Origin of the sequence: Streptomyces lothianensis, assembly GCF_047779955.1 — a bacterium.
In the GTDB taxonomy this organism is placed as follows: Bacteria; Actinomycetota; Actinomycetes; order Streptomycetales; family Streptomycetaceae; genus Streptomyces.
The window spans coordinates 1-21,878 of record NZ_JBLMKT010000078.1 but is presented as its reverse complement, the minus strand read 5'-3'; the positions used below and the strand labels follow the sequence as shown (position 1 = coordinate 21,878).

At 69.2% G+C, this 21,878-nt stretch carries 23 protein-coding genes and 3 pseudogenes; 13 read left to right on the top strand and 13 right to left on the bottom strand.

The genetic code is table 11. The features are described from left to right. Positions 1 to 40 precede the first annotated feature (40 nt). The gene (locus ACLF6P_RS27955; protein WP_415954081.1) at positions 41 to 1,579 is read right to left on the bottom strand and encodes a streptophobe family protein; all 1,539 of its coding nucleotides are present in this window, start codon (positions 1,577 to 1,579) and stop codon (positions 41 to 43) included. A gap of 300 nt (positions 1,580 to 1,879) precedes the next feature. On the opposite strand from ACLF6P_RS27955, the gene ACLF6P_RS27950 reads away from it, so the two are divergent. Further along, the gene (locus ACLF6P_RS27950; RefSeq protein ID WP_415954296.1) at positions 1,880 to 4,468 is read left to right on the top strand and encodes an ABC transporter ATP-binding protein/permease; all 2,589 of its coding nucleotides are present in this window, start codon (positions 1,880 to 1,882) and stop codon (positions 4,466 to 4,468) included. A 124-nt stretch (positions 4,469 to 4,592) separates the two neighbouring features. Here ACLF6P_RS27950 and ACLF6P_RS27945 read toward each other — a convergent pair whose 3' ends face one another. The 3 genes from ACLF6P_RS27945 to ACLF6P_RS27935 all read right to left on the bottom strand — a co-directional run bounded on the left by ACLF6P_RS27945 (position 4,593) and on the right by ACLF6P_RS27935 (position 7,483). Further along, on the bottom strand, positions 4,593 to 5,348 hold the full coding sequence (locus ACLF6P_RS27945; RefSeq protein WP_415954079.1) for a transglycosylase SLT domain-containing protein: 756 nt from the start codon (positions 5,346 to 5,348) through the stop codon (positions 4,593 to 4,595). Between the two features lie 321 nt (positions 5,349 to 5,669). Next, the gene (locus tag ACLF6P_RS27940) at positions 5,670 to 6,788 is read right to left on the bottom strand and encodes an S-adenosylmethionine:tRNA ribosyltransferase-isomerase (protein WP_415954077.1); all 1,119 of its coding nucleotides are present in this window, start codon (positions 6,786 to 6,788) and stop codon (positions 5,670 to 5,672) included. Then, positions 6,785 to 7,483: an SDR family NAD(P)-dependent oxidoreductase gene (locus tag ACLF6P_RS27935; protein ID WP_415954076.1), complete on the bottom strand. Its 699-nt coding sequence runs from the start codon at positions 7,481 to 7,483 to the stop codon at positions 6,785 to 6,787. Before ACLF6P_RS27935 ends, ACLF6P_RS27940 begins: the two co-directional genes overlap by 4 nt. Before the next feature lie 184 nt (positions 7,484 to 7,667). On the opposite strand from ACLF6P_RS27935, the gene ACLF6P_RS27930 reads away from it, so the two are divergent. The 3 genes from ACLF6P_RS27930 to ACLF6P_RS27920 all read left to right on the top strand — a co-directional run bounded on the left by ACLF6P_RS27930 (position 7,668) and on the right by ACLF6P_RS27920 (position 9,913). After that, positions 7,668 to 8,846: a GAF domain-containing sensor histidine kinase gene (locus tag ACLF6P_RS27930; RefSeq protein WP_415954075.1), complete on the top strand. Its 1,179-nt coding sequence runs from the start codon at positions 7,668 to 7,670 to the stop codon at positions 8,844 to 8,846. Next, positions 8,839 to 9,483 carry a response regulator gene (locus ACLF6P_RS27925; protein WP_415954073.1) on the top strand — a complete coding sequence of 215 codons (645 nt, stop codon included), beginning with the start codon at positions 8,839 to 8,841 and terminating at the stop codon, positions 9,481 to 9,483. The genes ACLF6P_RS27930 and ACLF6P_RS27925 overlap by 8 nt, the downstream gene beginning before the upstream one ends. A gap of 184 nt (positions 9,484 to 9,667) precedes the next feature. Continuing rightward, positions 9,668 to 9,913, top strand: coding sequence for a chaplin (locus tag ACLF6P_RS27920; RefSeq protein WP_415954071.1), 246 nt, complete (start codon positions 9,668 to 9,670; stop codon positions 9,911 to 9,913). Between the two features lie 145 nt (positions 9,914 to 10,058). Here the strand turns inward: ACLF6P_RS27920 and ACLF6P_RS27915 are convergent, their stop codons facing one another. Further along, complete coding sequence (locus tag ACLF6P_RS27915) at positions 10,059 to 10,841, bottom strand: hypothetical protein (RefSeq protein ID WP_415954070.1); 783 nt, start codon at positions 10,839 to 10,841, stop codon at positions 10,059 to 10,061. 121 nt (positions 10,842 to 10,962) lie between these two features. Here ACLF6P_RS27915 and ACLF6P_RS27910 point away from each other — a divergent pair, with 121 nt between their 5' ends. The 3 genes from ACLF6P_RS27910 to ACLF6P_RS27900 all read left to right on the top strand — a co-directional run bounded on the left by ACLF6P_RS27910 (position 10,963) and on the right by ACLF6P_RS27900 (position 13,385). After that, the gene (locus ACLF6P_RS27910; protein WP_415954295.1) at positions 10,963 to 11,760 is read left to right on the top strand and encodes an ABC transporter ATP-binding protein; all 798 of its coding nucleotides are present in this window, start codon (positions 10,963 to 10,965) and stop codon (positions 11,758 to 11,760) included. Positions 11,761 to 11,838: 78 nt separating this feature from the next. Beyond that, entirely contained in the window at positions 11,839 to 12,270 is a 432-nt protein-coding gene (locus tag ACLF6P_RS27905) for an NfeD family protein (RefSeq protein ID WP_415954068.1), read from the top strand. A 149-nt stretch (positions 12,271 to 12,419) separates the two neighbouring features. Further along, positions 12,420 to 13,385 (top strand): SPFH domain-containing protein, encoded by a 966-nt coding sequence (locus tag ACLF6P_RS27900; protein WP_415954066.1) that lies wholly within the window; start codon positions 12,420 to 12,422, stop codon positions 13,383 to 13,385. A gap of 144 nt (positions 13,386 to 13,529) precedes the next feature. Here the strand turns inward: ACLF6P_RS27900 and ACLF6P_RS27895 are convergent, their stop codons facing one another. The 3 genes from ACLF6P_RS27895 to ACLF6P_RS27885 form a co-directional block, all read right to left on the bottom strand. Then, the gene (locus ACLF6P_RS27895; RefSeq protein ID WP_415954064.1) at positions 13,530 to 14,039 is read right to left on the bottom strand and encodes an HNH endonuclease; all 510 of its coding nucleotides are present in this window, start codon (positions 14,037 to 14,039) and stop codon (positions 13,530 to 13,532) included. A 180-nt stretch (positions 14,040 to 14,219) separates the two neighbouring features. Next, positions 14,220 to 14,756, bottom strand: coding sequence for a YbhB/YbcL family Raf kinase inhibitor-like protein (locus ACLF6P_RS27890; RefSeq protein WP_415954062.1), 537 nt, complete (start codon positions 14,754 to 14,756; stop codon positions 14,220 to 14,222). Between the two features lie 82 nt (positions 14,757 to 14,838). Beyond that, positions 14,839 to 15,621, bottom strand: a complete 783-nt coding sequence (locus tag ACLF6P_RS27885) for a sporulation protein (RefSeq protein WP_415954060.1) — start codon at positions 15,619 to 15,621, stop codon at positions 14,839 to 14,841. A gap of 160 nt (positions 15,622 to 15,781) precedes the next feature. Between ACLF6P_RS27885 and ACLF6P_RS27880 the strand changes: the two are divergent. The 5 genes and pseudogenes from ACLF6P_RS27880 to ACLF6P_RS30250 all read left to right on the top strand — a co-directional run. Then, positions 15,782 to 16,039, top strand: a pseudogene (locus ACLF6P_RS27880) (DNA-3-methyladenine glycosylase); the annotation flags it as partial. A gap of 14 nt (positions 16,040 to 16,053) precedes the next feature. Then, positions 16,054 to 16,665 carry a DNA-3-methyladenine glycosylase gene (locus ACLF6P_RS27875; protein ID WP_415954058.1) on the top strand — a complete coding sequence of 204 codons (612 nt, stop codon included), beginning with the start codon at positions 16,054 to 16,056 and terminating at the stop codon, positions 16,663 to 16,665. Positions 16,666 to 16,932: 267 nt separating this feature from the next. Continuing rightward, positions 16,933 to 17,421, top strand: coding sequence for a hypothetical protein (locus ACLF6P_RS27870; RefSeq protein ID WP_415954056.1), 489 nt, complete (start codon positions 16,933 to 16,935; stop codon positions 17,419 to 17,421). After that, positions 17,408 to 18,362, top strand: a pseudogene (locus ACLF6P_RS30255) (recombinase family protein); the annotation flags it as partial. The gene ACLF6P_RS27870 and the pseudogene ACLF6P_RS30255, both read left to right, overlap by 14 nt. Further along, positions 18,348 to 18,569 carry a helix-turn-helix domain-containing protein gene (locus ACLF6P_RS30250; protein WP_463315329.1) on the top strand — a complete coding sequence of 74 codons (222 nt, stop codon included), beginning with the start codon at positions 18,348 to 18,350 and terminating at the stop codon, positions 18,567 to 18,569. The pseudogene ACLF6P_RS30255 and the gene ACLF6P_RS30250, both read left to right, overlap by 15 nt. A 75-nt stretch (positions 18,570 to 18,644) precedes the next feature. Here ACLF6P_RS30250 and ACLF6P_RS30245 read toward each other — a convergent pair whose 3' ends face one another. The 5 genes from ACLF6P_RS30245 to ACLF6P_RS27845 form a co-directional block, all read right to left on the bottom strand. Continuing rightward, positions 18,645 to 18,866 (bottom strand): DUF7848 domain-containing protein, encoded by a 222-nt coding sequence (locus tag ACLF6P_RS30245; RefSeq protein WP_463315328.1) that lies wholly within the window; start codon positions 18,864 to 18,866, stop codon positions 18,645 to 18,647. Further along, on the bottom strand, positions 18,839 to 19,357 hold the full coding sequence (locus tag ACLF6P_RS27860; protein WP_415954054.1) for a DUF6879 family protein: 519 nt from the start codon (positions 19,355 to 19,357) through the stop codon (positions 18,839 to 18,841). Before ACLF6P_RS27860 ends, ACLF6P_RS30245 begins: the two co-directional genes overlap by 28 nt. Continuing rightward, positions 19,341 to 19,565 (bottom strand): hypothetical protein, encoded by a 225-nt coding sequence (locus ACLF6P_RS27855; RefSeq protein WP_415954053.1) that lies wholly within the window; start codon positions 19,563 to 19,565, stop codon positions 19,341 to 19,343. The genes ACLF6P_RS27860 and ACLF6P_RS27855 overlap by 17 nt, the downstream gene beginning before the upstream one ends. A 90-nt stretch (positions 19,566 to 19,655) precedes the next feature. After that, complete coding sequence (locus ACLF6P_RS27850; RefSeq protein ID WP_415954051.1) at positions 19,656 to 20,084, bottom strand: hypothetical protein; 429 nt, start codon at positions 20,082 to 20,084, stop codon at positions 19,656 to 19,658. Then, positions 20,081 to 21,103 carry a recombinase family protein gene (locus tag ACLF6P_RS27845; RefSeq protein WP_415954049.1) on the bottom strand — a complete coding sequence of 341 codons (1,023 nt, stop codon included), beginning with the start codon at positions 21,101 to 21,103 and terminating at the stop codon, positions 20,081 to 20,083. The genes ACLF6P_RS27850 and ACLF6P_RS27845 overlap by 4 nt, the downstream gene beginning before the upstream one ends. A 76-nt stretch (positions 21,104 to 21,179) precedes the next feature. On the opposite strand from ACLF6P_RS27845, the pseudogene ACLF6P_RS27840 reads away from it, so the two are divergent. After that, positions 21,180 to 21,566, top strand: a pseudogene (locus tag ACLF6P_RS27840) (DNA-3-methyladenine glycosylase); the annotation flags it as partial. Positions 21,567 to 21,878: the final 312 nt, after the last annotated feature.

The following is a 21,878-nucleotide window of genomic DNA, read 5'->3' as shown; positions in this document are numbered from 1 at the left end:
GCTCCGGGGCGGGCCCGGTCCAACACTCCGGCCCGGGTGCTCAGCCACCCGACGGAGGATCCCGGAACTCGTCCCGCGGCCGCAGGTACGGATTCGTATCCGGGTTCGCCGGCCGGAACGGCGCCGCGGGGTCGTAAGGACCCGGACTTCCCGCCTGCGGCCCAGCACGCCCGGGCTCCGGCCCCGACCCCGCCGCAGGGATCACAAGACAACCCGCCGCTCCGGCACCCCACGCCAGCAGCGCCCCGAGCCCACCCCCCACCAGCCCCCACACCGCCCCGAGCAGCAGCGCCATCCCCACCTGACCCCGCAGCGACAGCCCCGCCCCGAACGCGTCGAACCCGAGCACCGAGAGCGACGCGTCCGCGGACACGACGGTGAGCCACACCAGCATCGGCACGATCACGGCGCAGGCCACGGCCAGCCGCAGCGCGCACAACCCGGCGAACCGGAGGGGCGACAGCGCCCCCACCGGCGTACGCGCCGCGCCGAGCACCCCCGCGAACAGCATCATCACCGCGACCGCCACCACCAGCAGCCACACCCGCCCGTCGAGCGAGGCGAGCCGCCCGACGGTCGCCGGCTTGTCCGCTCCCATACGGAAGAACGCGTCGAGCGGCGCCGGAAGCACCTCGGCCAGCACCCCGGTCGCCGAGCCCTCCCAGGGCACGAACATGCCGAGCGGCACCGCCAGCCACACCCCGTTGGGCGCCCCGAGCAGCGCGGCCCCCGCGATCCGCCCGGGATGCTCGTCCCCGGCCGCCGCGTACGCCGCGGCCGCGAGCCCCGCCGCCACCGCGACCAGAAGCACCGTCACCAGCGCGGACACCGCAGGCCGTACCACCCGGTGCGCCCGGGAGAACGCGGCGGGCAGCGGCGTCCGACGGGAAACCAGCAGCGCAAGCGCGAGGACCACGAGGACGAAGACCAGCCCGCCGAAGAGCGAGGGCCCGGTGTCCACGGTGAATCCGACCGCCGCCTCGGCCTCGGCGAGGTCACCGAGCCGTTCGGGCAGCAGATCGCCGAGCCCGTCCGGAAGGCCGTCCGGAAGGCCGTCAGGAAGCCCGTCCGTGAGGCCGCCGTCCGGGACCCCGTCGAGCCCGAGCGAGGCCCCGTCGATGGTGATCACGTCGTGTCCGGCCCAGGCGAGCCCGCCGAGCATCGCGAGGAACAGCGCCGCCACCGCACCGGCCCGCGCGGCCAGCTCACCCGGCGTGATCTCGGTGCCCAGGGGGCGCAGGGACCGCAGGAAGAAGAAGGCGAGCAGCAGCGCACCGGCGAGCGAGACCCCGAGCGGGGTCACCTCGATCGCCGTGTTCGCCGCCGCACCCTCCAGGCCGAAGGCGGAGACATCGCCCGAGGGCGTCACCGAACCGCCCGCCCCGAGCACCACGACCGCCGCCGTCATCGGACCGAGCGAGCCAGCCGCGTCCGCCCCCAGGAGGTGGAGCCCGAGCGCCGCGACACCGGCCATGCCCACGAGGGACCAGCTCACGCACGTGATCGCGGTGAGCAGCACATCACCCCAGCGGATCCGCCCCACTTGGCCGGCCGCACCGGCCGACCGCACAGCGCCCATCAACCGCCCCCGATCCGTAGCGCTTTGTCAACTATGTACGAATTACCCTTGGCGGATCCGCCAGTTGCGCCTGATCCATCTGCGCGGTTATGGATGATCTGTCTGCTCTCATGGGCGATTACCACTCTCCGGGGTGATTTCCGGACCGTCAACGGGTCGGACCGCGCGGCGGCTACGCACTCTTCACAAGGCCCGACTTTCGGACAGGGGCCGGAGCCTGAAATAGTTCCCCACGATGTTCGACATCCCTAGACTCCCCAAGACGGGGGTAACTCGGGGGACAACGTAGTGGGGCATGGAGTGCCGGAACTCGTACTGGAATTGAACGGACGGACCTGGACCCTGGATCCGTCCAGGTCATACACGCTCGGCCGGGACCCGGGCGGTGATGTGGCGATCGATGATGCGCGGGTTTCCTGGCGTCACGCCACCATCAGCTGGGGCGGTCGCAGTTGGGTCATCGAGGATCACGGTTCGACGAACGGCACGTTCGTCCAGGGCCAGCGGATCCATCAGATGGAGATCGGCCCGGGCTCGGCCGTGCACCTCGGCAACGCGACCGACGGCCCGCGTCTGCAGCTCTCGGGTGCCGCCGCGGCCGCCGCGCCGCAGCAGGCCCAGCCGCACGCGCACCAGGCCCCGGCCCAGCCGCAGCACGCCCAGTACCAGCAGCAGGCCGCCGCACCTCAGCCGGCCGCGCCCCAGCAGGGCGGCGCCGGCTGGTCGCAGCACCAGCAGCACCAGCAGCAGCCCCCGGCCGCTCAGCAGGGCGTCCCGCAGCAGGGCTGGCAGCAGCCGCCCGCGCAGCAGCCGCCCGCGCAGGTCCCGCCGCAGGGCCCCGCCGCGGGCGCCCCGCAGGCGCACGGCGACCGCAGCCCTACCACGTTCCACCAGCTGGACCTCGGCCGAGTGATGCGCATCGGCCGTGCCCTGGAGAACGATCTTGTCGTCTCCGACCTCCAGGTCTCGCGCCACCACGCCGAGTTCCACGCGACCCCCGACGGCCGCATGGAGATCCGCGACCTCGGCTCGCACAACGGCACGTATGTCAACGGTATGCCGATCGCCAAGGGCGGCGTCGCTCTGCTCGGCCCGAACGACATCGTCGGCGTCGGCCACTCCACCTTCCGTATCGTCGGCGGCCAGCTAGAGGAGTTCGTCGACACCGGTGAGGTCTCCTTCTCGGCCCGCCACCTCACGGTCACCGTCGACGGCGGCAAGCAGATCCTCAAGGACGTCACCTTCGGCGTCCCCGAGAAGTCGCTGATCGCCGTCATCGGCCCCTCGGGATCCGGTAAGTCGACGCTGCTCAAGGCGCTCACCGGTTACCGCCCCGCCAACCAGGGCGACGTCCTCTACGACAACCGGAACCTGTACAAGCAGTTCGCCGAGCTGCGCCAGCGCATCGGTCTGGTCCCGCAGGACGACATCCTGCACAAGGAGCTGACCGTCCGCACGGCCCTCAAGTACGCCGCCAAGCTGCGCTTCCCCGCGGACACCAGCGAGCAGGAGCGCGCCGCGCGGATCGACGAGGTCCTGCGCGAGCTCAAGCTCGACATCCACAAGGACAAGAAGATCACCTCGCTCTCCGGTGGTCAGCGCAAGCGTGTGTCCGTGGCCCTCGAACTGCTCACCAAGCCTTCGCTGATCTTCCTGGACGAGCCCACCTCGGGCCTCGACCCGGGCATGGACCGCGATGTGATGCAGCTGCTCCGCGGCCTCGCGGACGACGGACGCACCGTCCTCGTCGTCACGCACTCGGTGGCCGAGCTCGCCATCTGCGACAAGCTGCTCGTGATGGCCCCCGGCGGTTCGGTGGCCTACTTCGGCCCGCCGGAGGAGGCGCTCAACTTCTTCGGCTACAGCACCTGGGCCGATGTCTTCTCCGCCTTCGAGAACTACCGCGACTACGACTGGGCGGGCCGCTGGAAGGGCTCGCAGCACTACCAGATGTACGCGGCCGACATCGACGCCGTGGCCGCCCAGCCGGTGCAGATGCCGCCGATGCAGCAGATCCGGCCGCCCAAGCCGCAGGGCTGGTTCTCCCAGCTGTTCACGCTGGTCAGACGCTATGTCTCGGTGATCGCCTCGGACAAGGGCTTCATGGCCCTGATGGTGATCCTGCCCGCGGTGCTCGGTGGGGTCAGCCTGCTGATCGACCCGGACAAGAACCTCCTGGTCAATGTCAACGAGCAGACCGGCCGGATCATCCCCAACGGCACGGCCACCACCGTGCTGCTGATCATGGCGGTCGGCGCCTGTTTCGCCGGCGCCGCCAACTCCGTACGAGAGCTGATCAAGGAACGGGTCATCTACGAGCGGGAGAGAGCCACCGGCCTGTCCCGCTCCGCGTACCTGATGTCCAAGGTGATCGTCCTCGGCTTCATCACCCTCCTGCAGGGCGCGCTGGTCGGCGCGATCGGCTTCGCCAGCCGCGAGCTGCCCGAGGAAGGCCTGATCCTCGGCAACCAGGTGCTCCTGGAACTCTCGCTACCGATCATGGCCCTCGGCTTCACCTCGATGATGTTCGGCCTGATCATCTCGGCCCTGGTGAAGACCTCCGAGAAGACCATGCCGCTGCTGGTTATGTTCGCGATCGTCCAGGTCGTCTTCACCGGCTGTCTGTTCATCCTGCACGGCACGGTCGGCGTCAACGAGTTCTCGTATCTGATGCCCTCCCGCTGGGCCGTCGCGGCGGCGGGCACCACGCTCGACTTCAACCGGATCAATCCCAACACCGATGATCCGGGCAGCACCGACCCGCTGTGGGACCACGAGGCATCGGCCTACGGCATCGACATGGTGGCGCTGCTCGCCCTCGGCGCGCTCTGCGGCTTCCTCGTCCTGCGCTTCCTGCGCCGGCACGAGCCCGAGGTCATGCGCAAGTGATCAGGCGGTAAGCGCGCATGGCACACGCATGACGCACATGACGCATGACACACGAAGCCGAAGGGCGGCACCCTCGAACGGGGTGCCGCCCTTCGGCGCAGCTGTGGACGTGATCAGGAAGTGATCAGTAGGCGCTGTTCACGTTGTCGATCGTGCCGTAGCGGTCGGCCGCGTAGTTGCAGGCGGCGACGATGTTGGCGACCGGGTCGTACTGGCTGTGCTCGGTGCCCGCGACGTGGTACGCGTCGAAGGTCGGCTTGATGACCTGGAGCAGGCCGATGGACGGCACGCCGTTGCGGGCGTTGATGTCCCAGTTGTTGATGGCGTTGGGGTTGCCGGAGGACTCCCGCATCACGTTCTTGTAGATGCCGTTGTACGTGCCGGGGATGCCCTCCTTCTTCATGATGGAGAGGGCCTCGCGTATCCAGCCGTCGAGGTTGTTGGCGTAGACCGGCTTGCGGGCGGCGGCCCGGCTTGCGGCCTCCTTCGCCTCGCGCGCCTTCTTCGCCTTCGCCGCGGCCGCCTTCTTGGCCTTGGCCTCCGCCTCGGCCTTCGCCTTCGCCTTGGCTTTCGCCTCGGCCGCCTTCTTGGCCTTCTCGGCCTTCGCCTCGGCCGCGGCCTTGTTCGCGGCGGCCACCGCGTCCTTGGCGGTGGCCACGTGCTGCTGCGTGATGGAGGTCTTGACCGCTTCGTTGACACCGAAGGCGACGGGAGCCGCGGCGACACCGGCGGCGGCGACCTCCGAGGTCGCGGAGGTCTCGGCGGCGTTGCCCGGCACGACGGAGACCGCGAGAGCGGCGGCGCCGAGCGCGGCGACTCCGGCCATCGAGATCTTCTGGCGCTTGGTCAGGGGCTGACCGACGATTCGGTGCTTGGGCATGGCGAATGGACCTCTTCGAATAGCGGGGGGTCGCTCGCCTTTCCGTGCCGGTGTCGGTTCCCGGTTCGTGCCGGTGTCGTATCCCGGCGAATCCGCGCCGTGGCAGTTGAGCCACCGCGCCGAGCGACGGGAGCCATTCTTAGCGGCCGCAAAATTTAGTGGCAAAGGTGTGACGTACGAAGTCGCTTAGTGGATCAGGTTGCGGGACCTAAGTCCTGGATGGGGCATCTTCCCCGCACAGAGGCCCCCTAGCTTTCTACTAGGGGGCCTCGTACGTGATGCAGGTCCTATGCGCGGGCTCACATCGGGCGCGCAGCAGTCTCACCAACAGTTGCCGAAGCAATTCAGTACGTCATCGCGCTCGTCCGGGAGGATGAGATGACTGTCCCCGAACTCATGCCAGAGGTAGAGCCCGCGTACTGCTTCGGCATAGGAGCGCTCCAGCGCCGGCCTTCCCGCGACCGCTTCCAGCATCAGCAGATGCGAGGCCTCCGGCTCGTGCAGCCCGGTGAGCAGCCCGTCCACCACCCGCACCCCGCGCTCCGGCGTCACCACCAGATCCGTCCACCCGGCGGCCGGCCGAACGATCCCGTCCGGCCCCGCCGCCGACTCCACGGCCCGTACCCCGGTCGTCCCGACCGCGATGATCCTTCCGCCCCCGGCCTTCGCCGCATTGATCAGCCGGGCGGACGCGACAGGCACCTCGAAGCGCTCGGCATACGGCGGCTCATGCGCCTCGCCGGAGGCCACCCCCGTATGCAGCGTGACCGGCGCGAACTGCACGCCCCGGCTCACCAGCTCCGCCACAAGACGCGCCGTGAACGGCCGCCCCGCGCTCGGCATCTCCGCCGACCCCGCCCCGCCGGGCTGCGGCAGCGCGAAGACCGTCTGGTACGCGGACAGCGGCTGGTCCTTCCTCGTGTACGAGTAGCGGATGGGCCGCCCATACCGGCCGAGCAGCCCCGGCACGTCCACCGAGGCCCGAGCCCACCACAGCCGCGTCCCCGCCGGGTCCAGCGGCTCCTGCAGGACGAGACGGGCGCCGCCCGCGAGCTCCACGACCACCGGCCCACCCGGCCGTGCCCGGGTGGTGCCCCGCGCGTCCGGCTCCCGCAGCTCCACCACCCACCGCCCGTCGTCCCCGCGCGTGGAGAAGTGGACGACCACCGGCGAGCCGTCGAGGACGCCGTCGAGCGCGGCGGCCAGCGTCGGCGAGGTGTTCACAATGAGCAGATCCCCCGCCCGCAGCAGCGCGGGCAGCTCACGGAACGCGTGGTGCGAGACCTCCGTACCGCGCGAGAGAAGCAGCCGCACCGAGTCACGCTCGTGCCCCGGGCCGCGCTGCTCGGCCGGCTCGCGCGCCGAGAGCTCATCGGGGACCCGCAGACCGGACATCCCGGGCCCCGGCTGCACAGTCTGCACCGCCCGCCCCGCGCTCATCGCGTCGCGAGCAGTGCCGGCGCCGCATACCGCCCGCTCACCGGCCGCTCGTCGAGCAGCCGCAGGAACGCGGGCACCACCGTTTGCGGTTCGGGCCGTCCGGAATCGTCGTCGAGCGGCACGGCGGCCTGGTAGAGATCGGTCCGCATGTCGCCCGGGTCCACCGCCCACACCCGCAGCCCCGGCTCCTCGACCGCCAGCACCGCGCTCAGGTGGTCGAGCGCCGCCTTCGAGGCCCCGTAGCCGCCCCACGTCTCGTACGCCTCGGCGGCCGCGTCCGAACTGAGCGCGATCACCGCCGGGGCCCGTGCCGCCCGCAGCAGCGGCAGCGCCTCCTGCACGAGCCCGAGCGGCGCCACGGCATTGACCTCGAAGGCCTCCCGCAGCCCGTCCAGCGTGTGCTCCGCCAGCCGTACGAGCGGTTCCGCGCCGAGCACACTCGCGTTGTTCACCAGCAGATCGAGCCCGCCCAGCTCACGCGCCGCGGCGACCAGCGCCGAGCGGTGCGCGGCATCCGTGACCGAGCCCGGGAGCGCCACCACCCGTGTCCCGTACGCCCCGAACTCCTCCGCCGCCTTCGCCAGCACATCCGCCGAGCGCGCGTCGACGACCAGATCCCAGCCGCGCGCGGCGAGCGCCGTGGCGAACTCCTTGCCGAACCCCTTCGAAGCCCCGGTGATGATTGCAACCGGCATGATGACCGTTCCCCTCTGTACGTCGACCTGTAAGGCGATGCCCTCAACGTAGAAAGGAGCGCTGCCGCCCCGCCTCCGACGCGGGACCCGCTCGCAAAAGGCCCTTCGGACTACGCCCCGGGTCGTAGGCGAAGGCGGCCCGAGGTCCGATACCCGGCCACGAACCCGCCGGTACGGTGTGTCCATGACCGACGGCCCCCGATCCGGCCTTGCCGCTGTGAGCAGCGCACTCCTGGCGATGAGCAGACATCTCGAGGTGCGCGACGTCCTGAAGACGATCGTGGCCTCCGCCCGCGAACTGCTCAACGCGCAGTACGCGGCACTCGGCGTACCCGACGACCACGGCGGCTTCGCACAGTTCGTGGTGGACGGCGTCAGCGACGAGGAGTGGAAGGCGATCGGCCCACTCCCGCGCCAGCACGGCATCCTCGCGGCGATGCTCCACGACGTCCGCGCCGAACGGCTCGCGGACGTCCGCAAGGACCCGCGCTTCGGCGGCTGGCCCGCCGCGCACCCCGATATGTCGGACTTCCTCGGGCTGCCCATCCGCGACGGCGACGAGACCCTCGGCGCCCTCTTCCTGGCGAACAAGCTGCGCCCTGCGGAGGGACACCCCCCACACCCCCCGTGCCCCAAGCCGGATGGAAGTTGCGGATTCACCCAGGACGACGAGGACCTGCTCGGCATCCTCGCCCAGCACGCCGCCATCGCCCTCACCAACGCCCGCCTGTACGAACGCAGCCGCGAGCTGACCATCGCCGAGGAACGCACCCGCCTCGCCCACGAACTCCACGACGCCGTCAGCCAGAAGCTCTTCTCGCTCCGGCTCACCGCCCAGGCGGCCGCCAAGCTCATCGACCGCGACCCGGTGCGCGCCAAGGGCGAACTCCAGCAGGTGGCCGCGCTCGCCGCCGAGGCCGCCGACGAACTGCGCGCCGCCGTCGTCGAGCTGAGGCCCGCGGCCCTGGACGAGGACGGTCTCGTCGCCACCCTGCGCACCCACATCCAGGTACTCGACCGCGCCCACGCCCCGCATGTCACCTTCACCTGCGAAGGAGTACGGGCACTGCCCGCCTCGCAGGAGGAGGCGATGCTGCGCGTCGCCCAGGAGGCGCTGCACAACGCGCTGCGCCACTCGGAAGCGGCCCACGTCGACGTCGTACTGGAAAGGCGCGGCCAGGGCGCGGTGCTGCGGGTCGGCGACGACGGACAGGGCTTCGACCCGCGGGCGACCCGGCGGGCGGGCCGGCATCTCGGCCTGGTCTCCATGCGGGACCGGGCGAGCGGGGTCGGCGGACGGCTGCACGTGGAATCGGCGCCCGGCCAGGGCACCACGATCGAGATGGAGGTGCCCGGTGGGTGACAAGGTGATCCGAGTTCTCCTGGTCGACGACCACCAGGTCGTACGGCGGGGGCTGCGCACCTTCCTGGAGATCCAGGAGGACATCGAGGTCGTCGGCGAGGCCTCGGACGGCGCCGAAGGCGTCGAGCGCGCCGAGGAGTTGAAGCCGGACGTCGTCCTGATGGACGTCAAGATGCCCGGCATGGACGGCATCGAGGCACTGCGCAGGCTGCGCGCACTCGCCAACCCCGCCCGGGTCCTGATCGTCACCAGCTTCACCGAGCAGCGCACGGTCGTGCCCGCTCTCAAGGCGGGCGCCGCGGGCTATGTCTACAAGGACGTGGACCCCGACGCCCTCGCGGGCGCGATCCGCTCCGTGTACGCGGGCCATGTGCTGTTGCAGCCGGAGGTCGCCGGGGCGCTGCTCGCGCAGGAGGAGGGCAGCGGGGCGCAGGGGCGCGGCGGTTCGCTCACCGAGCGCGAGCGCGAGGTGCTCGGCCTGATCGCCGACGGACGCTCAAACCGGGAGATCGCCCGGGCCCTGGTCCTGTCCGAGAAAACTGTCAAGACGCACGTATCGAACATCCTGATGAAACTCGACCTCGCCGACCGCACCCAGGCCGCTCTGTGGGCCGTACGGCATGGCCTTAACGGCTGATCAGAGACGACCACTGCTGGCAGGACCGTTTCGCCGACGCCCCTTTGTGGACCGTCGTGTTCCGGTCTGAGATTCATACCGTCGTGTGGATGTCCCCCGGATGGCGTATCCCCGGGCGGCCATGCGCCGTTCTCCATGCATGCTGCGGCGGCAGGCCGCAGTCACCGCAAGGAGGACTGAAGAAGTGAAGAACCTGAAGAAGGCCGCGGCCGTCTCGATGATGGCCGGTGGCCTGGTTGCCGCCGGTGCCGGTTTCGCCTCCGCCTCGGACGGCGCGTACGCCCACGGCGAGGCCGTCCACTCGCCGGGCGTCGCCTCGGGCAACCTCGTCCAGCTGCCGGTGCACGTACCGGTGAACGCCTGCGGCAACACCGTCAACGTGATCGGTCTGCTGAACCCGGCGTTCGGCAACACCTGCGTCAACGCCTGACGCAGAGCCTCGGCGGACCCCAGGCATCACCCGAAAGCCCCGCGAACACCTTCCGGTCCGCGGGGCTTTCGCAGGCCCGGCCCCGCCCACAGGGCCGACCGTGCACAGGCCCCGCACGACCGGCCCTGCGCCTTGCGCCGCGGGCTCAGCCCCGCAACAGCTCCTCCACATACGCGTTGTACGCCGCCACCTGCGCCCTGCGCGCCGTGCGCTCCACCGGCCGCAGCGCCTCGGCCCGCGCCCCCATCTCCGAGGCACTGACCGCGCCGCCGGGCCCGTTCTCGTACGCTGCCGAGACCAGCAGTCCGACCCGCTGCGCCAGCTCCAGCACCCGCACCGCACGCGGCGGATACCCCGGCGCGAGCACCTCGCGCCCGCGCTCGGCCCGCGCCCGGTACGCGTCCACCGCCGCCTGAGCCACCGGCCCCGAGCCCGCGACATCCAGCTTCGTCAGGATCTCCGTCGCCTCCCGCAGCGCCTCGGCGAGCTCACGCTCCGCCTCGCCGAGCGAGGGCACATCTGCGGGCGGCGCCTCGCGCACCGGCAGGCAGTGCCATACGACCTCCACATGCACGTCGCCGTCCGGCCCCGCCTCGTACACCTCGGGCACGAGTCCGAGCGCGACCCCGTGGCAGACCACGGCCTCCTCGGCCGCCAGCGCCCGCGCGTTGAACTCCGGCGGCCCGCTGAGCCCCAGCGGATGGCCCGGCGCGGGCAGTGCCACCCGCAGTCCCCGCGCGCCGAGCGCCCGCAGCCGGCCGAGCGCAAGACTCAGGCCGACCTGCCCCGCCTCACCCGGCAGACCCTCGACCCGGTGCACGGCATCGTCCCCGACGATGGCGGCCACCGCCTCGTCAGGTGAGACAAGTCCGGCAATCAGTGCATTACCCCAAGAGGCCAGAAGGCCGGAGCGTGGTTCCGTGAGCATGGACACCAGACTAAGGACCCCACCGCCGACGGAAAGGCCCACCCGGTGGCGTAGGTTTTCCCTGGGGGCGACGTCCACCTGACGCTCGCACATACCGATACGCATGGGAGACAGCACGCTCATGAGCGATGTGCTCGAGCTGGAGGACGTGTCCGTGGTCCGTGGGGGCCGCGCTCTGGTGGACCAGGTCTCCTGGTCGGTGAAGGAGGGGGAGCGCTGGGTCATCCTCGGCCCCAACGGCGCCGGCAAGACGACGCTGCTCAACATCGCCTCCAGCTACCTCTTCCCGAGCAAGGGAACCGCCACCATCCTCGGCGAGACCCTCGGTACGCCCGGCACGGACGTCTTCGAGCTGCGCCCGCGGATCGGGATGGCGGGCATCGCCATCGCCGACAAGCTTCCCAAGGACCAGACCGTCCTGCAGACCGTGCTCACCGCCGCCTACGGCATGACCGCCGGCTGGAACGAGAGCTACGAGGAGATCGACGAGCAGCGCGCCCGCGCCTTCCTCGACCGCCTCGGCATGACCGAGTTCCTCGACCGCAGGTTCGGCACCCTCTCCGAGGGCGAGCGCAAGCGCACCATGATCGCCCGCGCCCTGATGACCGACCCCGAGCTGCTGCTCCTCGACGAGCCGGCCGCCGGCCTCGACCTCGGCGGCCGCGAAGACCTGGTGCGCCGCCTCGGCCGCCTCGCCCGCGATCCGATCGCCCCCTCGATGCTCATGGTCACGCACCATGTCGAGGAGATCGCCCCGGGATTCACCCACGTCCTGATGATCCGTCAGGGCAAGGTGCTCGCCGCGGGCCCGCTGGAGCTCGAACTGACCTCCCGCAACCTCTCGCGGTGCTTCGGCCTCCCGCTGGTCGTGGAGCAGAACGGCGACCGCTGGACCGCGCAGGGCCTCCCGATCGCCTGACCGCCGCACCGGCGCGCGCCCGCCTTCCGCAGGCCGCACTCCACGTACCCTGTCCCGAAGGCCACCCGCAGCTCTACCATGAACACCATGGACCCATGGCTGTGGTGGCTGATCGGCGCGGTCGTGCTGGGCGTTGCGCTCGTCATCACCGCGATGCCGGAACTGGCGATGCTCTCGGCGGGTGCGGTGGCCGCCGCCGTCACCGCGGGACTCGGTGGTGATGTCGTGCTCCAGGTGATCGTCTTCGCCGCCGTCTCGGTCGCGCTGATCGCCGTCGTACGGCCCATCGCGGCACGTCACCGCGCCGAACGGCCCCAACTCGCCAGCGGCATCGAGGCGCTGAAGGGCAAACAGGCCGTCGTCCTGGAGCGGGTGGACGGCGACGGCGGCCGGATCAAACTCGGCGGCGAGATCTGGTCCGCCCGCGCGCTGGACACGGCCCAGACCTACGAAGTCGGCCGCCAGGTGGACGTCGTCGAAATCGACGGGGCCACCGCCATCGTGATGTGACAACGTGATGTGGCAAGCAGCCCGATCCGGCGAACCGGACTCGCAGCGCACGCCGTTCTGACAGACTCGACCAGCAAGATCTTCCAGAACGTACGCTGAACACGCGGCGTATGCAGGCAATTCAGGCTCGAAGGGGCACGGGGAGCGCGATGCAACCGGTCATCATCGTCCTCATCATCCTGGTGGTGTTGGTCTTCATCGCCCTGATCAAGACGATCCAGGTGATCCCGCAGGCCAGCGCCGCCATCGTGGAGCGCTTCGGCCGCTACACCCGCACACTCAACGCGGGGCTGAACATCGTCGTCCCGTTCATCGACTCGATCCGCAACCGGATCGACCTCCGCGAACAGGTCGTCCCGTTCCCGCCCCAGCCGGTGATCACCCAGGACAACCTGGTCGTCAACATCGACACCGTCATCTACTACCAGGTGACCGACGCCAGGGCCGCCACCTACGAAGTCGCCTCCTACATCCAGGCGATCGAGCAGCTCACCGTCACCACGCTCCGCAACATCATCGGCGGCATGGACCTGGAGCGGACCCTGACCTCCCGCGAGGAGATCAACGCGGCGCTGCGCGGAGTCCTCGACGAGGCCACCGGCAAGTGGGGCATCCGCGTCAACCGCGTGGAGCTCAAGGCGATCGAACCGCCCACCTCCATCCAGGACTCGATGGAGAAGCAGATGCGCGCCGACCGGGACAAGCGCGCCGCGATCCTCACCGCCGAAGGCATCCGACAGTCCCAGATCCTCACCGCCGAAGGTGAGAAGCAGTCCGCGATCCTGCGCGCCGAAGGTGAGGCGAAGGCGGCGGCCCTGCGCGCCGAGGGCGAGGCACAGGCCATCCGCACGGTCTTCGAGTCCATCCACGCCGGAGACCCGGACCAGAAGCTGCTCTCCTACCAGTACCTGCAGATGCTGCCGAAGATCGCCGAAGGCGATGCCAACAAGCTCTGGATCGTCCCCAGCGAGATCGGCGACGCCCTCAAGGGTCTCTCGGGCGCGATCGGAAACTTCGGCGGCCCCCTTACGGGCAACGCCACCGGCACCCCCACGGTCGGCCCCCAGGCGGGCACGCCGGCGGCGGAGCGACGCGAACAGCCTCCGCTGGACTGACGCGAACGACATCCGCCGCGAGGGGGACTGGGGGCGTCAGCCCCCAGCCCTGAAACCGCCGCGGAACGGCGGAGCCCCCCGGCCCGCATACTCACGTGCCGAACCGCGCCCCGCCGTACGCCGTGTGCCGGGGCGCGCCGCCCCCTACGCGGCAGCCGACTGCGTCAACCACTCCGGCAGCGCCGACCGGTCATCCGCCGCGAGCGCGAACAGCATCGCATCGGCCGGCGTCGGCACGAACGGCTCGAACAGCAGCGGCATCCCCGCCTCCTCGGGCGTACGGTCCGCCTTGCGGTGGTTGTCCACCGCACACGAGGCCACCGTGTTCAGCCAGGTGTCCCCGCCGCCCTGCGCCCGCGGCAGCACATGGTCGACCGTGGTGGCCCGCCTGCCGCAGTACGCGCACCTGTGCCGGTCCCTGATCAGGACTCCCCGCCGCGACCATGGCGCGTGTCTTCGGAACGGCACCCGTACGTACCGGCAGAGCCTGATCACCCGGGGCGCCGGAAGCTCCATGGCCGCCGCGCGCATCCTCAGTTCGGGGTGGGCCTGCTCGACCACGGCCTTGTCGCTCAGCACCAGCACGACGGCCCGGTTCAACGTCACCGTCGACAGCGGCTCGAAGCTCGCGTTCAGCACCAGCGTGTCCCGCATCTCGCCCACCCTCCCGTACGCACCTGTCCGCCCCTCGGCGGACTGGGATCAACTCTGGCCGGGTGCGCCGAGATGGACAACGGAATAAAAAATGCCCGTTCCCGGTCACTTCCATGACCGGGAACGGGCGAACAGCCGGTGAACCCTCGGCTCTCGGGACTCCTTCGGGCCTCTCGGGCCTCAGCCTTCGGCAGGCACCTCGTACTCACCGACGAGCTGCGCACGCGCCAGCGTATGGAACCTCAGGTTGAACCCGACGGCGGCCGGCGAGGCCTCCGCGCCGGGACCGAGCTTCTCCTGGTCCACCGCGTACACGGTGAAGACATACCGGTGCGAACCGTCCCCGGGCGGGGGAGCGGCACCGCCGAAGTCCTTCGACCCGTAGTCGTTGCGCGCATGCACCGCGCCCTCGGGCAGGCCCTCGAACTTGCCGCTGCCCGCACCCACCGGCAACTCGGTGACCGAGACCGGGATGTCGAAGAGCACCCAGTGCCAGAACCCACTGCCCGTAGGGGCATCCGGGTCGTAGCAGGTCACCGCGAAGCTCTTGGTCTCCGCGGGGAAGCCCTCCCACCGCAGCTGCGGCGAGACGTTGCCCCGCGCGAGAACCTGGGCGTCGTCCAGGACTTCACCCGGCGCGACATCGTCGCTCAGTACCGTGAACGACGGCACCTGGGGATGGAAGTCATGGGGAAGCGGTCGCCGCTTGTCCGTCACGTCAAACCTCCGGTCGGGTCTCTCGGTTCCGGCCTTCGAGCCTACGGGGTCTCCGGCGGAACACCCCGCCGACCGATCATCCTCAGAGCCAGTTGCGCTGCCCGCCCACCTGGGTCATCCACTCGTTCAGGTAGGCGGCCCAGTCGGTGCCCTGGTAGCTGTCGTGCCCCACCTGGAACGAACGGAAGGTGTCACCACCGCTGTTGAACAGACCCGACTTCTTGTCCATCTCCAGCACGACGTCCATCTCACGGTCGTCGGAGACGAAGCTCAGCTCGACCTGGCTCAGACCCTGGTACTGCGACGGCGGGTAGAACTCGATCTCCTGGTAGAACGGCAGCCGCTGCCGCGTACCGCGGATGTGACCGCGCTCCATGTCCGCGTTCTTGAAGCGGAAGCCCAGCTGGATGAAGGCATCGAGAATCGCCTGCTGCGCCGGCAGCGGGTGCACGTTGATCGGGTCCAGGTCACCGGAGTCCACGGCACGCGCGATCTCCAGCTCGGTGGTCACACCGATGTTCATCCCGCGCAGCTGCTGACCGTCGATCGTCGTGACCGGCGTCTCCCACGGGATTTCCAGGCCGAACTGCACCGCGTGCAGTGCACCGGCCTTGAGCTCGAAGGCGCCACCGAGCCGCTGCTTGGTGAACTCGATGTCCTGCTTGAACTCCTGGTCCTCCGCCTCGACCTCGACCCGAGCCTGCAGACCGACGTTCAGACCCTGGATCTCCTGGTCGACCGAGCCGCCCTGGATCCGGACCTCACCCTGCACGACGCCGCCGGGCACGACATTGCTCTCGAAGAGCACGGTCTCCACCGAGGCGCCACCGGCACCCATGCTCGCAAGCAGCTTCTTGAACCCCATGTTGAGTCCTCCCCGCGCCGCACGACGACGGCCCGTCTTGATCAGTGATCTCTCATCTACAACGCGAACCGACGACGGCCGGTTCCGGCCCACAGCCTTCCAAGCGCGAGCCCACCAGACCACCCACTCGTACAGAACCCTTGCACTACCCTCGTACGACATGATCGCGGCCCCAGACCGTACGCCGGTGCCCCGCAGCTTCTTCGACCGCCCCGTCCTGGAGGTCGCCCCCGATCTCCTGGGCCGCATCCTCGTGCGCAGCACACCGGACGGCCCGATCGAGCTGCGCCTCACGGAGGTGGAGGCATACGCGGGGGAGTCGGACCCCGGCTCGCACGCCTATCGCGGTCGCACCGCCCGCAACGACGTGATGTTCGGCCCGCCCGGCCACGCATACGTCTACTTCACCTACGGCATGTCAAGGCAGTCGGCATGAACGTTGATCTCCTCTCCGATCCCGCTGAAGAGGTCGCCCCCAAGCTGCTCGGATGCGTCCTCACCTGCAAGACCCCCGAGGGGACTGTGAGCATCGCCATTACGGAAACCGAGGCGTACTCCGGCACGGCCGACCCAGCTTCCCATGCCTACCGGGGCCGGACTGCCCGCAACGCCACCATGTTCGGGCCCGCAGGACACCTCTACGTCTACCGGTCCCACGGTCTCCACTGGTGCGCCAACGTCGTCACCGGTGCGGATGGCATCGCCTCGGGTGTCCTCATCCGGGCAGGCAGGGTCATCGAGGGCGAAGACCTGGCGCGCGAGCGGCGAGGGGAGAGGGTCGAGAGCCCACGTCTTGCCCGAGGCCCGGGGAACGTCGGCCAGGCACTCGGCATCACGGCAGAGCACAACGGCGCAGACCTCCTGGCAGGTACCTCGGTCATGCTTTCCGAGGGCGAGCCGGTACCTGCCGCGCTCATCCGGGTCGGTCCTCGGGTAGGCGTGAGCAAGGCCCACGACTGGCAACATCGGTTCTACCTCGCCGGTGATCCAACAGTCTCGGCGTACCGACTGAGCCCGCGAGCCAAGCCTTCCGCAGGAGCCTGAGCCGCTGTGCGCCTCGCTCCCGGCCCGGCGGTGAGCCGGCGCTGAGTCGGGTCAGAAGATGCGTGATCGTCCGCGAGCGCAGCGCGTGACGCGTTCCTGGCCGGTCGAGTGACTGCCGACGTGCGCGAACTCGGACCGGACGGGTGGGTGGGACTGAGTACTCCAGTTGGTATCTGAGCAGCTGAGTTGGGATCTTGTCCCTGCCTGGTGCATGCGAACCAAAGCAACAGACACAGATCTGGGTCGGTCAGACGTAGGGATGGGTGGATGAGCGCAGATGTGGAGCGGGAGCGCTGGGAGGTGCGAACCGGAGAAGGTGTGGGGCCGCTGAAGTTCGGGAAGTCTCCAGCCGAGGTCGCCGACGCACTGCTGGTCTCTGGGCCTCTGGTACGCGTCGGCGGTCCGTACGAGCAGGAAGACTTCCCGGACGGGGTGAAGGCGTTCTACGACGCGGGCAAGCTCGCATGCGTCGCGCTGGATGCAGTCAGCGGTCCGCAGGTCTTCCTGGCCGGCTTCCCGTTGGCAGGGAGCGATCCGGTGCAGGGCCATCAGTTTCTGTCGGACCACGCTGCGGAGCATGGGAACTGGATTCTCTACACCCCTGACGAGTCACTTTCCCTGACCGATCTCGGACTTCTTCTGCGTTCGCAGCGGGTCGGGAACGCGCGCCTTACACGTCCACTCTTCGTCAAGGAGGAGTGGCTGGAGTCGCAGTACTTCCGAGACCACCTTCCGCTTGAGGATGCCTCAGGCTGAGCGCTCCATCTGGCGAGCGGTGATGGGAGGGCTCCCTGAACAGGGCCCTCAAGGGCAGGACAACGGTGAAGAGAGAAGCGGCAAGGGGCGGCCTACCGGCCGCCACAGTCGCAAGCGGCCGACGGGAGTAACCCAGCAAGACCAAGGGGGGCGCGCTACCCCGCCCCGCTGTCTCGGCCGTAAGACCCTGTTCCTTGCAGTTTTGCGCCGCCTGCGAGTACGGGCAGGGCAAGGGTGTGACCAGGCCATACACCTCTGCCGTGGAGGTCTGAGGGCAGGGCAGACGGACCCTGAAACCGTGGCGGAATCTTGGCTGCCAAGGCATGGCGGTCGAGCAAGGACCCTTCGGGGGGGGCATGCCCCACCCTCTTGCCGTTCCTCTCTCCCGCGCCGCTGGCCGTCGAGCATGGCTCAGCGTGACCGAGTAGATCCGTCTCGAGAACCAAGGTTTGTGAGACGGCGGGCAAAGCGCCCCTCACGGTTGCGCAACCCTGTTCAAAGCCCGTCTCGAAACTTCCGTCCCAGACTTGATCTTTTGAGACGAGTTCTGAGACGGACCGTGTCATGGCGACGAAGACGATCACTGGGCTGCTCATCGGTTACGCCCGCGTGTCCATCGACGACCAGGAAGCGCAGCCGTCAGCGCGACGCTCTGACGGCTGCGGGGTGCGCCCGCATCTTTGAGGACACGGCCAGCGGGAAGACCACCGACCGGCGGCAGCTCACGGCCGTACTGGACTACGCCCGACCCGGCGACGTCCTGTGTGTGGAAGCTTGACCGGCTAGGCCGCTCGCTCAGCGACCTGGTGTCCATCGTCGACGGCCTGCGCGAGCACGGCATAGGTTTCCGCGTGCTCGACGGTGCGCTCTCCTCCGTCGACACCACGTCGGCTGACGGCCGCCTGTTCTTCCAGATCATCGCGGCCATGGCGGAGTTCGAGCGGTCGCTCATCAAGGACCGCACGCGGGCGGGACTGGAAGCGGCCAGGGCGCAGGGCCGTACCGGCGGCCGGCCGTCTGTGGTGGACGAGGACGTACTCACCGTGGCCCGCGCCAGGAAGGCCAAGGGCGAGAGCGTCAGCGCCATCGCCAAAGCCCTCGGCGTCTCCCGAGCCACGCTGTACCGGCACCTGGGAGAGAGCGCCTGAGACAGGCGCACAGCAGTTCAGACAGGCCCCCGGCTATGTCGGGGCCGTTGTCGTACGTGGACGTACAACGCTGCCTTACTCAGCCCGCACCACCATGGCGAACGACGTACAGATCCGCCGAAAGCCGCGATGGTTGCTCAGGCCGGGATGGCTCATGCACTCGACGTCGATTACCGCACTGTCCGGCGAAGGCTCCGCCTTCCACTTGCAGTGCAGGCACTCCGCTTCGAAGGTCACGTCCGTGTCCGGATGCCGCGTGATCCGGTGCGTCACGAATCGTAGGACCGCGCGCACCATCGAACAGACTTGGCAACGGCGATGCGCTGCCACTCGATGAACGGCGCAGGGTCACCCTCGTACAGCTCCCGGCTGATCTGCGTGCCGTCGCGCTCGTAGTGCATCAGGACGACCGTCGAGCGGTCGAACATCCAGAAGTCCTCGACATCCGGCAACGGGTTCTCTCGCTCGGGCACGTCAAGAATGCGGATGTCCTCCCCGGCGAGCACGTGCGGTGCGTAGTACCGGGAGAACTCGAAGCGCAGGTACGCGGAGAGCGGTCGAGTCAGGACGTGCACTCGCCCCTTGCACCTCCCCTCGCCGCGCAACCGCCTCAGGTCCTCCGTGTACGCGGACGAGTAGGCGTGCGGGTCTACACGCTTGCCTGCGCGGAAGGCTTTGAGTTCTTCCGCCTCTTGCGGTACGAGGTACTGGGGCAGGGTCTCCAGCCGCCACGCTTCCTTCTGGAAGCCTCGGAGCATCGCCCGCCAGTCGTCACCATCCAAGAGCACGAACGGCCTCCCGAGGAACGCTCTCGCGGATCTCCACGAGCCCTTCCCCCTGCGGGGGCGTGAAGGCGTCGGACACGTCGCCCTGAACCAGGATGGAGCCGGAAGCGGTGCGGTAGACGTTCGGGCAGTCGTCCTCTCCGCACGTGCCGTTGCCGTTGCCGTTGCCGTTGCCGTTGCCGGTGAGCCGAGGCAGTTCTTCGCGTGCCATGCGAACCCCCTTGACTTGGTGGCCCAACGGGCTACCTGAGGCGACGGTTTAGACAGGGCCCCTCGTCACTCGGCCCTCCGCGATCGGATCTCAGGGATTCCGGAACGTGATCCGGCAGTGCTCGCCCTTGAAGGACCGGACCCCTCGACCGCGCGGCATCAGCTCGACTCGCTCGCAGACCTGCATGACGACGGTCCGCACGTAATCGATGCGGTCGGGGTCCTCGTAGTCCAGTGCTTCCCACAGGTACTCGATGTCGCCGAGGTCGACTCGCACCCGCTGCGATGCCAGGTCTGCTAGCTCGGCCCGGATCTTGGTCAGGTCGGCGTCACACCTGCCGATGCCCGTGCGCAGGGTCGACGCGTCGATGTCCCCTACGGCGAACATCTCCGCCAGGGCGGGGCGCCTCTCGGACGCGGCCGTCTCCTCGGCCAGCAGCTCGGCCTCTCGCTCCTCGTCCGCGGCATCCGTGGCCGGTGCCGCGTTCCACTCCTCGGCCCTGTCGATGACCTTCCTCACCACGAAGGAGTCGAGCGGGTCAGCCGGGCAGGTGATGCACCGGCCACCCGAACAGGTGTAGATGCGTACCGCTCGCCTGCCGCGTTCTTCTTGCTCCACCCTTGAGTGACGACGGCCTGACACTTCGAGCAGCGGACCACACCGGACAACAAGGCCTTGCGCTTGCCGCCACCGCCCGTGTTGCGCTCGGGGTCGCTCAGGTGGCGGACCAAGGCCCGGAATATGCCCTCCGAGACGATCGCCTTCCAGTTGCCCGCGCCGGTCTCCTCGGTCCGCCGCACGCGCTTCCCGTCCGGCTTCTCGACCCATTGCGAGTACGTCTGGATTCCCGCGTTCCTTGGCTTCAAGAGGACGCTCCGAAGGTTCGAGCTGCGCCACTCCTTGCCGTGCGGCGAGAGCAGGCCACGCGTGTTCCAGTCCTTCGCGACGGACCAGAGGGTGACGCCGGCCAGGACGTCCCGGTACGCCTGCCGCAGGGCTTCCGCCTCTGCTTCCCGGTGCCTGCCGTCCCGCTCGAAGCCGAAGGGGCGAGTACTCCAGAAGGGCCTCCCCGACTCCCTGCGCCGCTGGTGTCCGAGTACCTGACGCTCGACTCGCATCTCGGTCTCGTTGCGAGCCACCACAGCGCCAATGCGAGCAGCGAGACGGCCGGACGGGGTGGACAGGTCGAGCACTCCCTGCGCCTGCGCCGCTGCCAGCGTGACGCCGGTCGCCTCGGCCAGGTCTACCAGGTCTTCAAGATCCCACGGCGTGCGGTACATGCGGTCATAGTGGCGGGACACGATGGCGTCCGCCTTGCCGTCCTCCACCAGAGCTTTGACGCGTTCCCACTCCGCGCTCCGCTTGGTTCCCCGCTTCGTCGAAGCCGACGTGTCCTTCTCAACGATCGTGGCTACGACTGACCAGCCCTTCCGGTCGCACAGCGCCTGGCTCAGCTCGACCTGTTGTGTCAGGTTCCCACCCTTGGATTCCTCGCCCCTCGGGGTGGGGCTGAGCCTGGCGTAGATGATCGCTCGCACTGCCTGTCTCCTGCTTGTCGTCGCTTTGCCGACGCTGCCGGGCCAACGACGTACATGCCTAGTGAGTTACCTACGCATGTGGCACTGCCTCAACCTCGTCTCCGGCCCCGAGGGGTTCGCGAGCGGGGTCCTGCTGCGGGCCTGTGAGATCACCGAAGGCGGCGAACTGACCCGGCACCGTCGCGCATCGGCCCGCCATGACAGAGAACTGGCCAAAGGCCCGGCCCGGCTTGCCACGGCCCTGGACGTGGACCGGGACCTGAACGGCACGGACGTCTGCGCGGGCCCGGCCGCCCCGCTCTCCCTTCTTATGGGCACTCCCGTACCTGCTGACCAGGTATGCAGCGGACCGCGCACCGGAGCCTCTGGGCCGGGCGGGGTGCACCCGTACCGGTACTGGATCGCCAACGACCCGCCCGTCAGCCCTTATCGGCCCCATACGCCCCGACGAAGGACCTCTTGACGTGACTTGACGCGGCCCGTGCGGATCCGTAATGTAGCCCGAGCCGCTTGACCCGGGTACTGCCTCTGACAGCAGCCGGAAGCGGCCAAACCACTACTTCGACTTCCCTCAACGGGGTCGATTTCGGCATGCCGAAAATCGATTCCGAAGACTCGATTATGAGTCGGCGGGAGAATCGGCTAGCGTAGTGAATGTCGAAAGGCCGCAAGGCCTCGAAGGCAGCCGAAAGGCAAATCCCACCGATTGGGAGTCGGGCCCGAAAGAGTCTGATAGAGTCGGAAACACCGAAGGGAAGCCCGGAGGAAAGCCCAG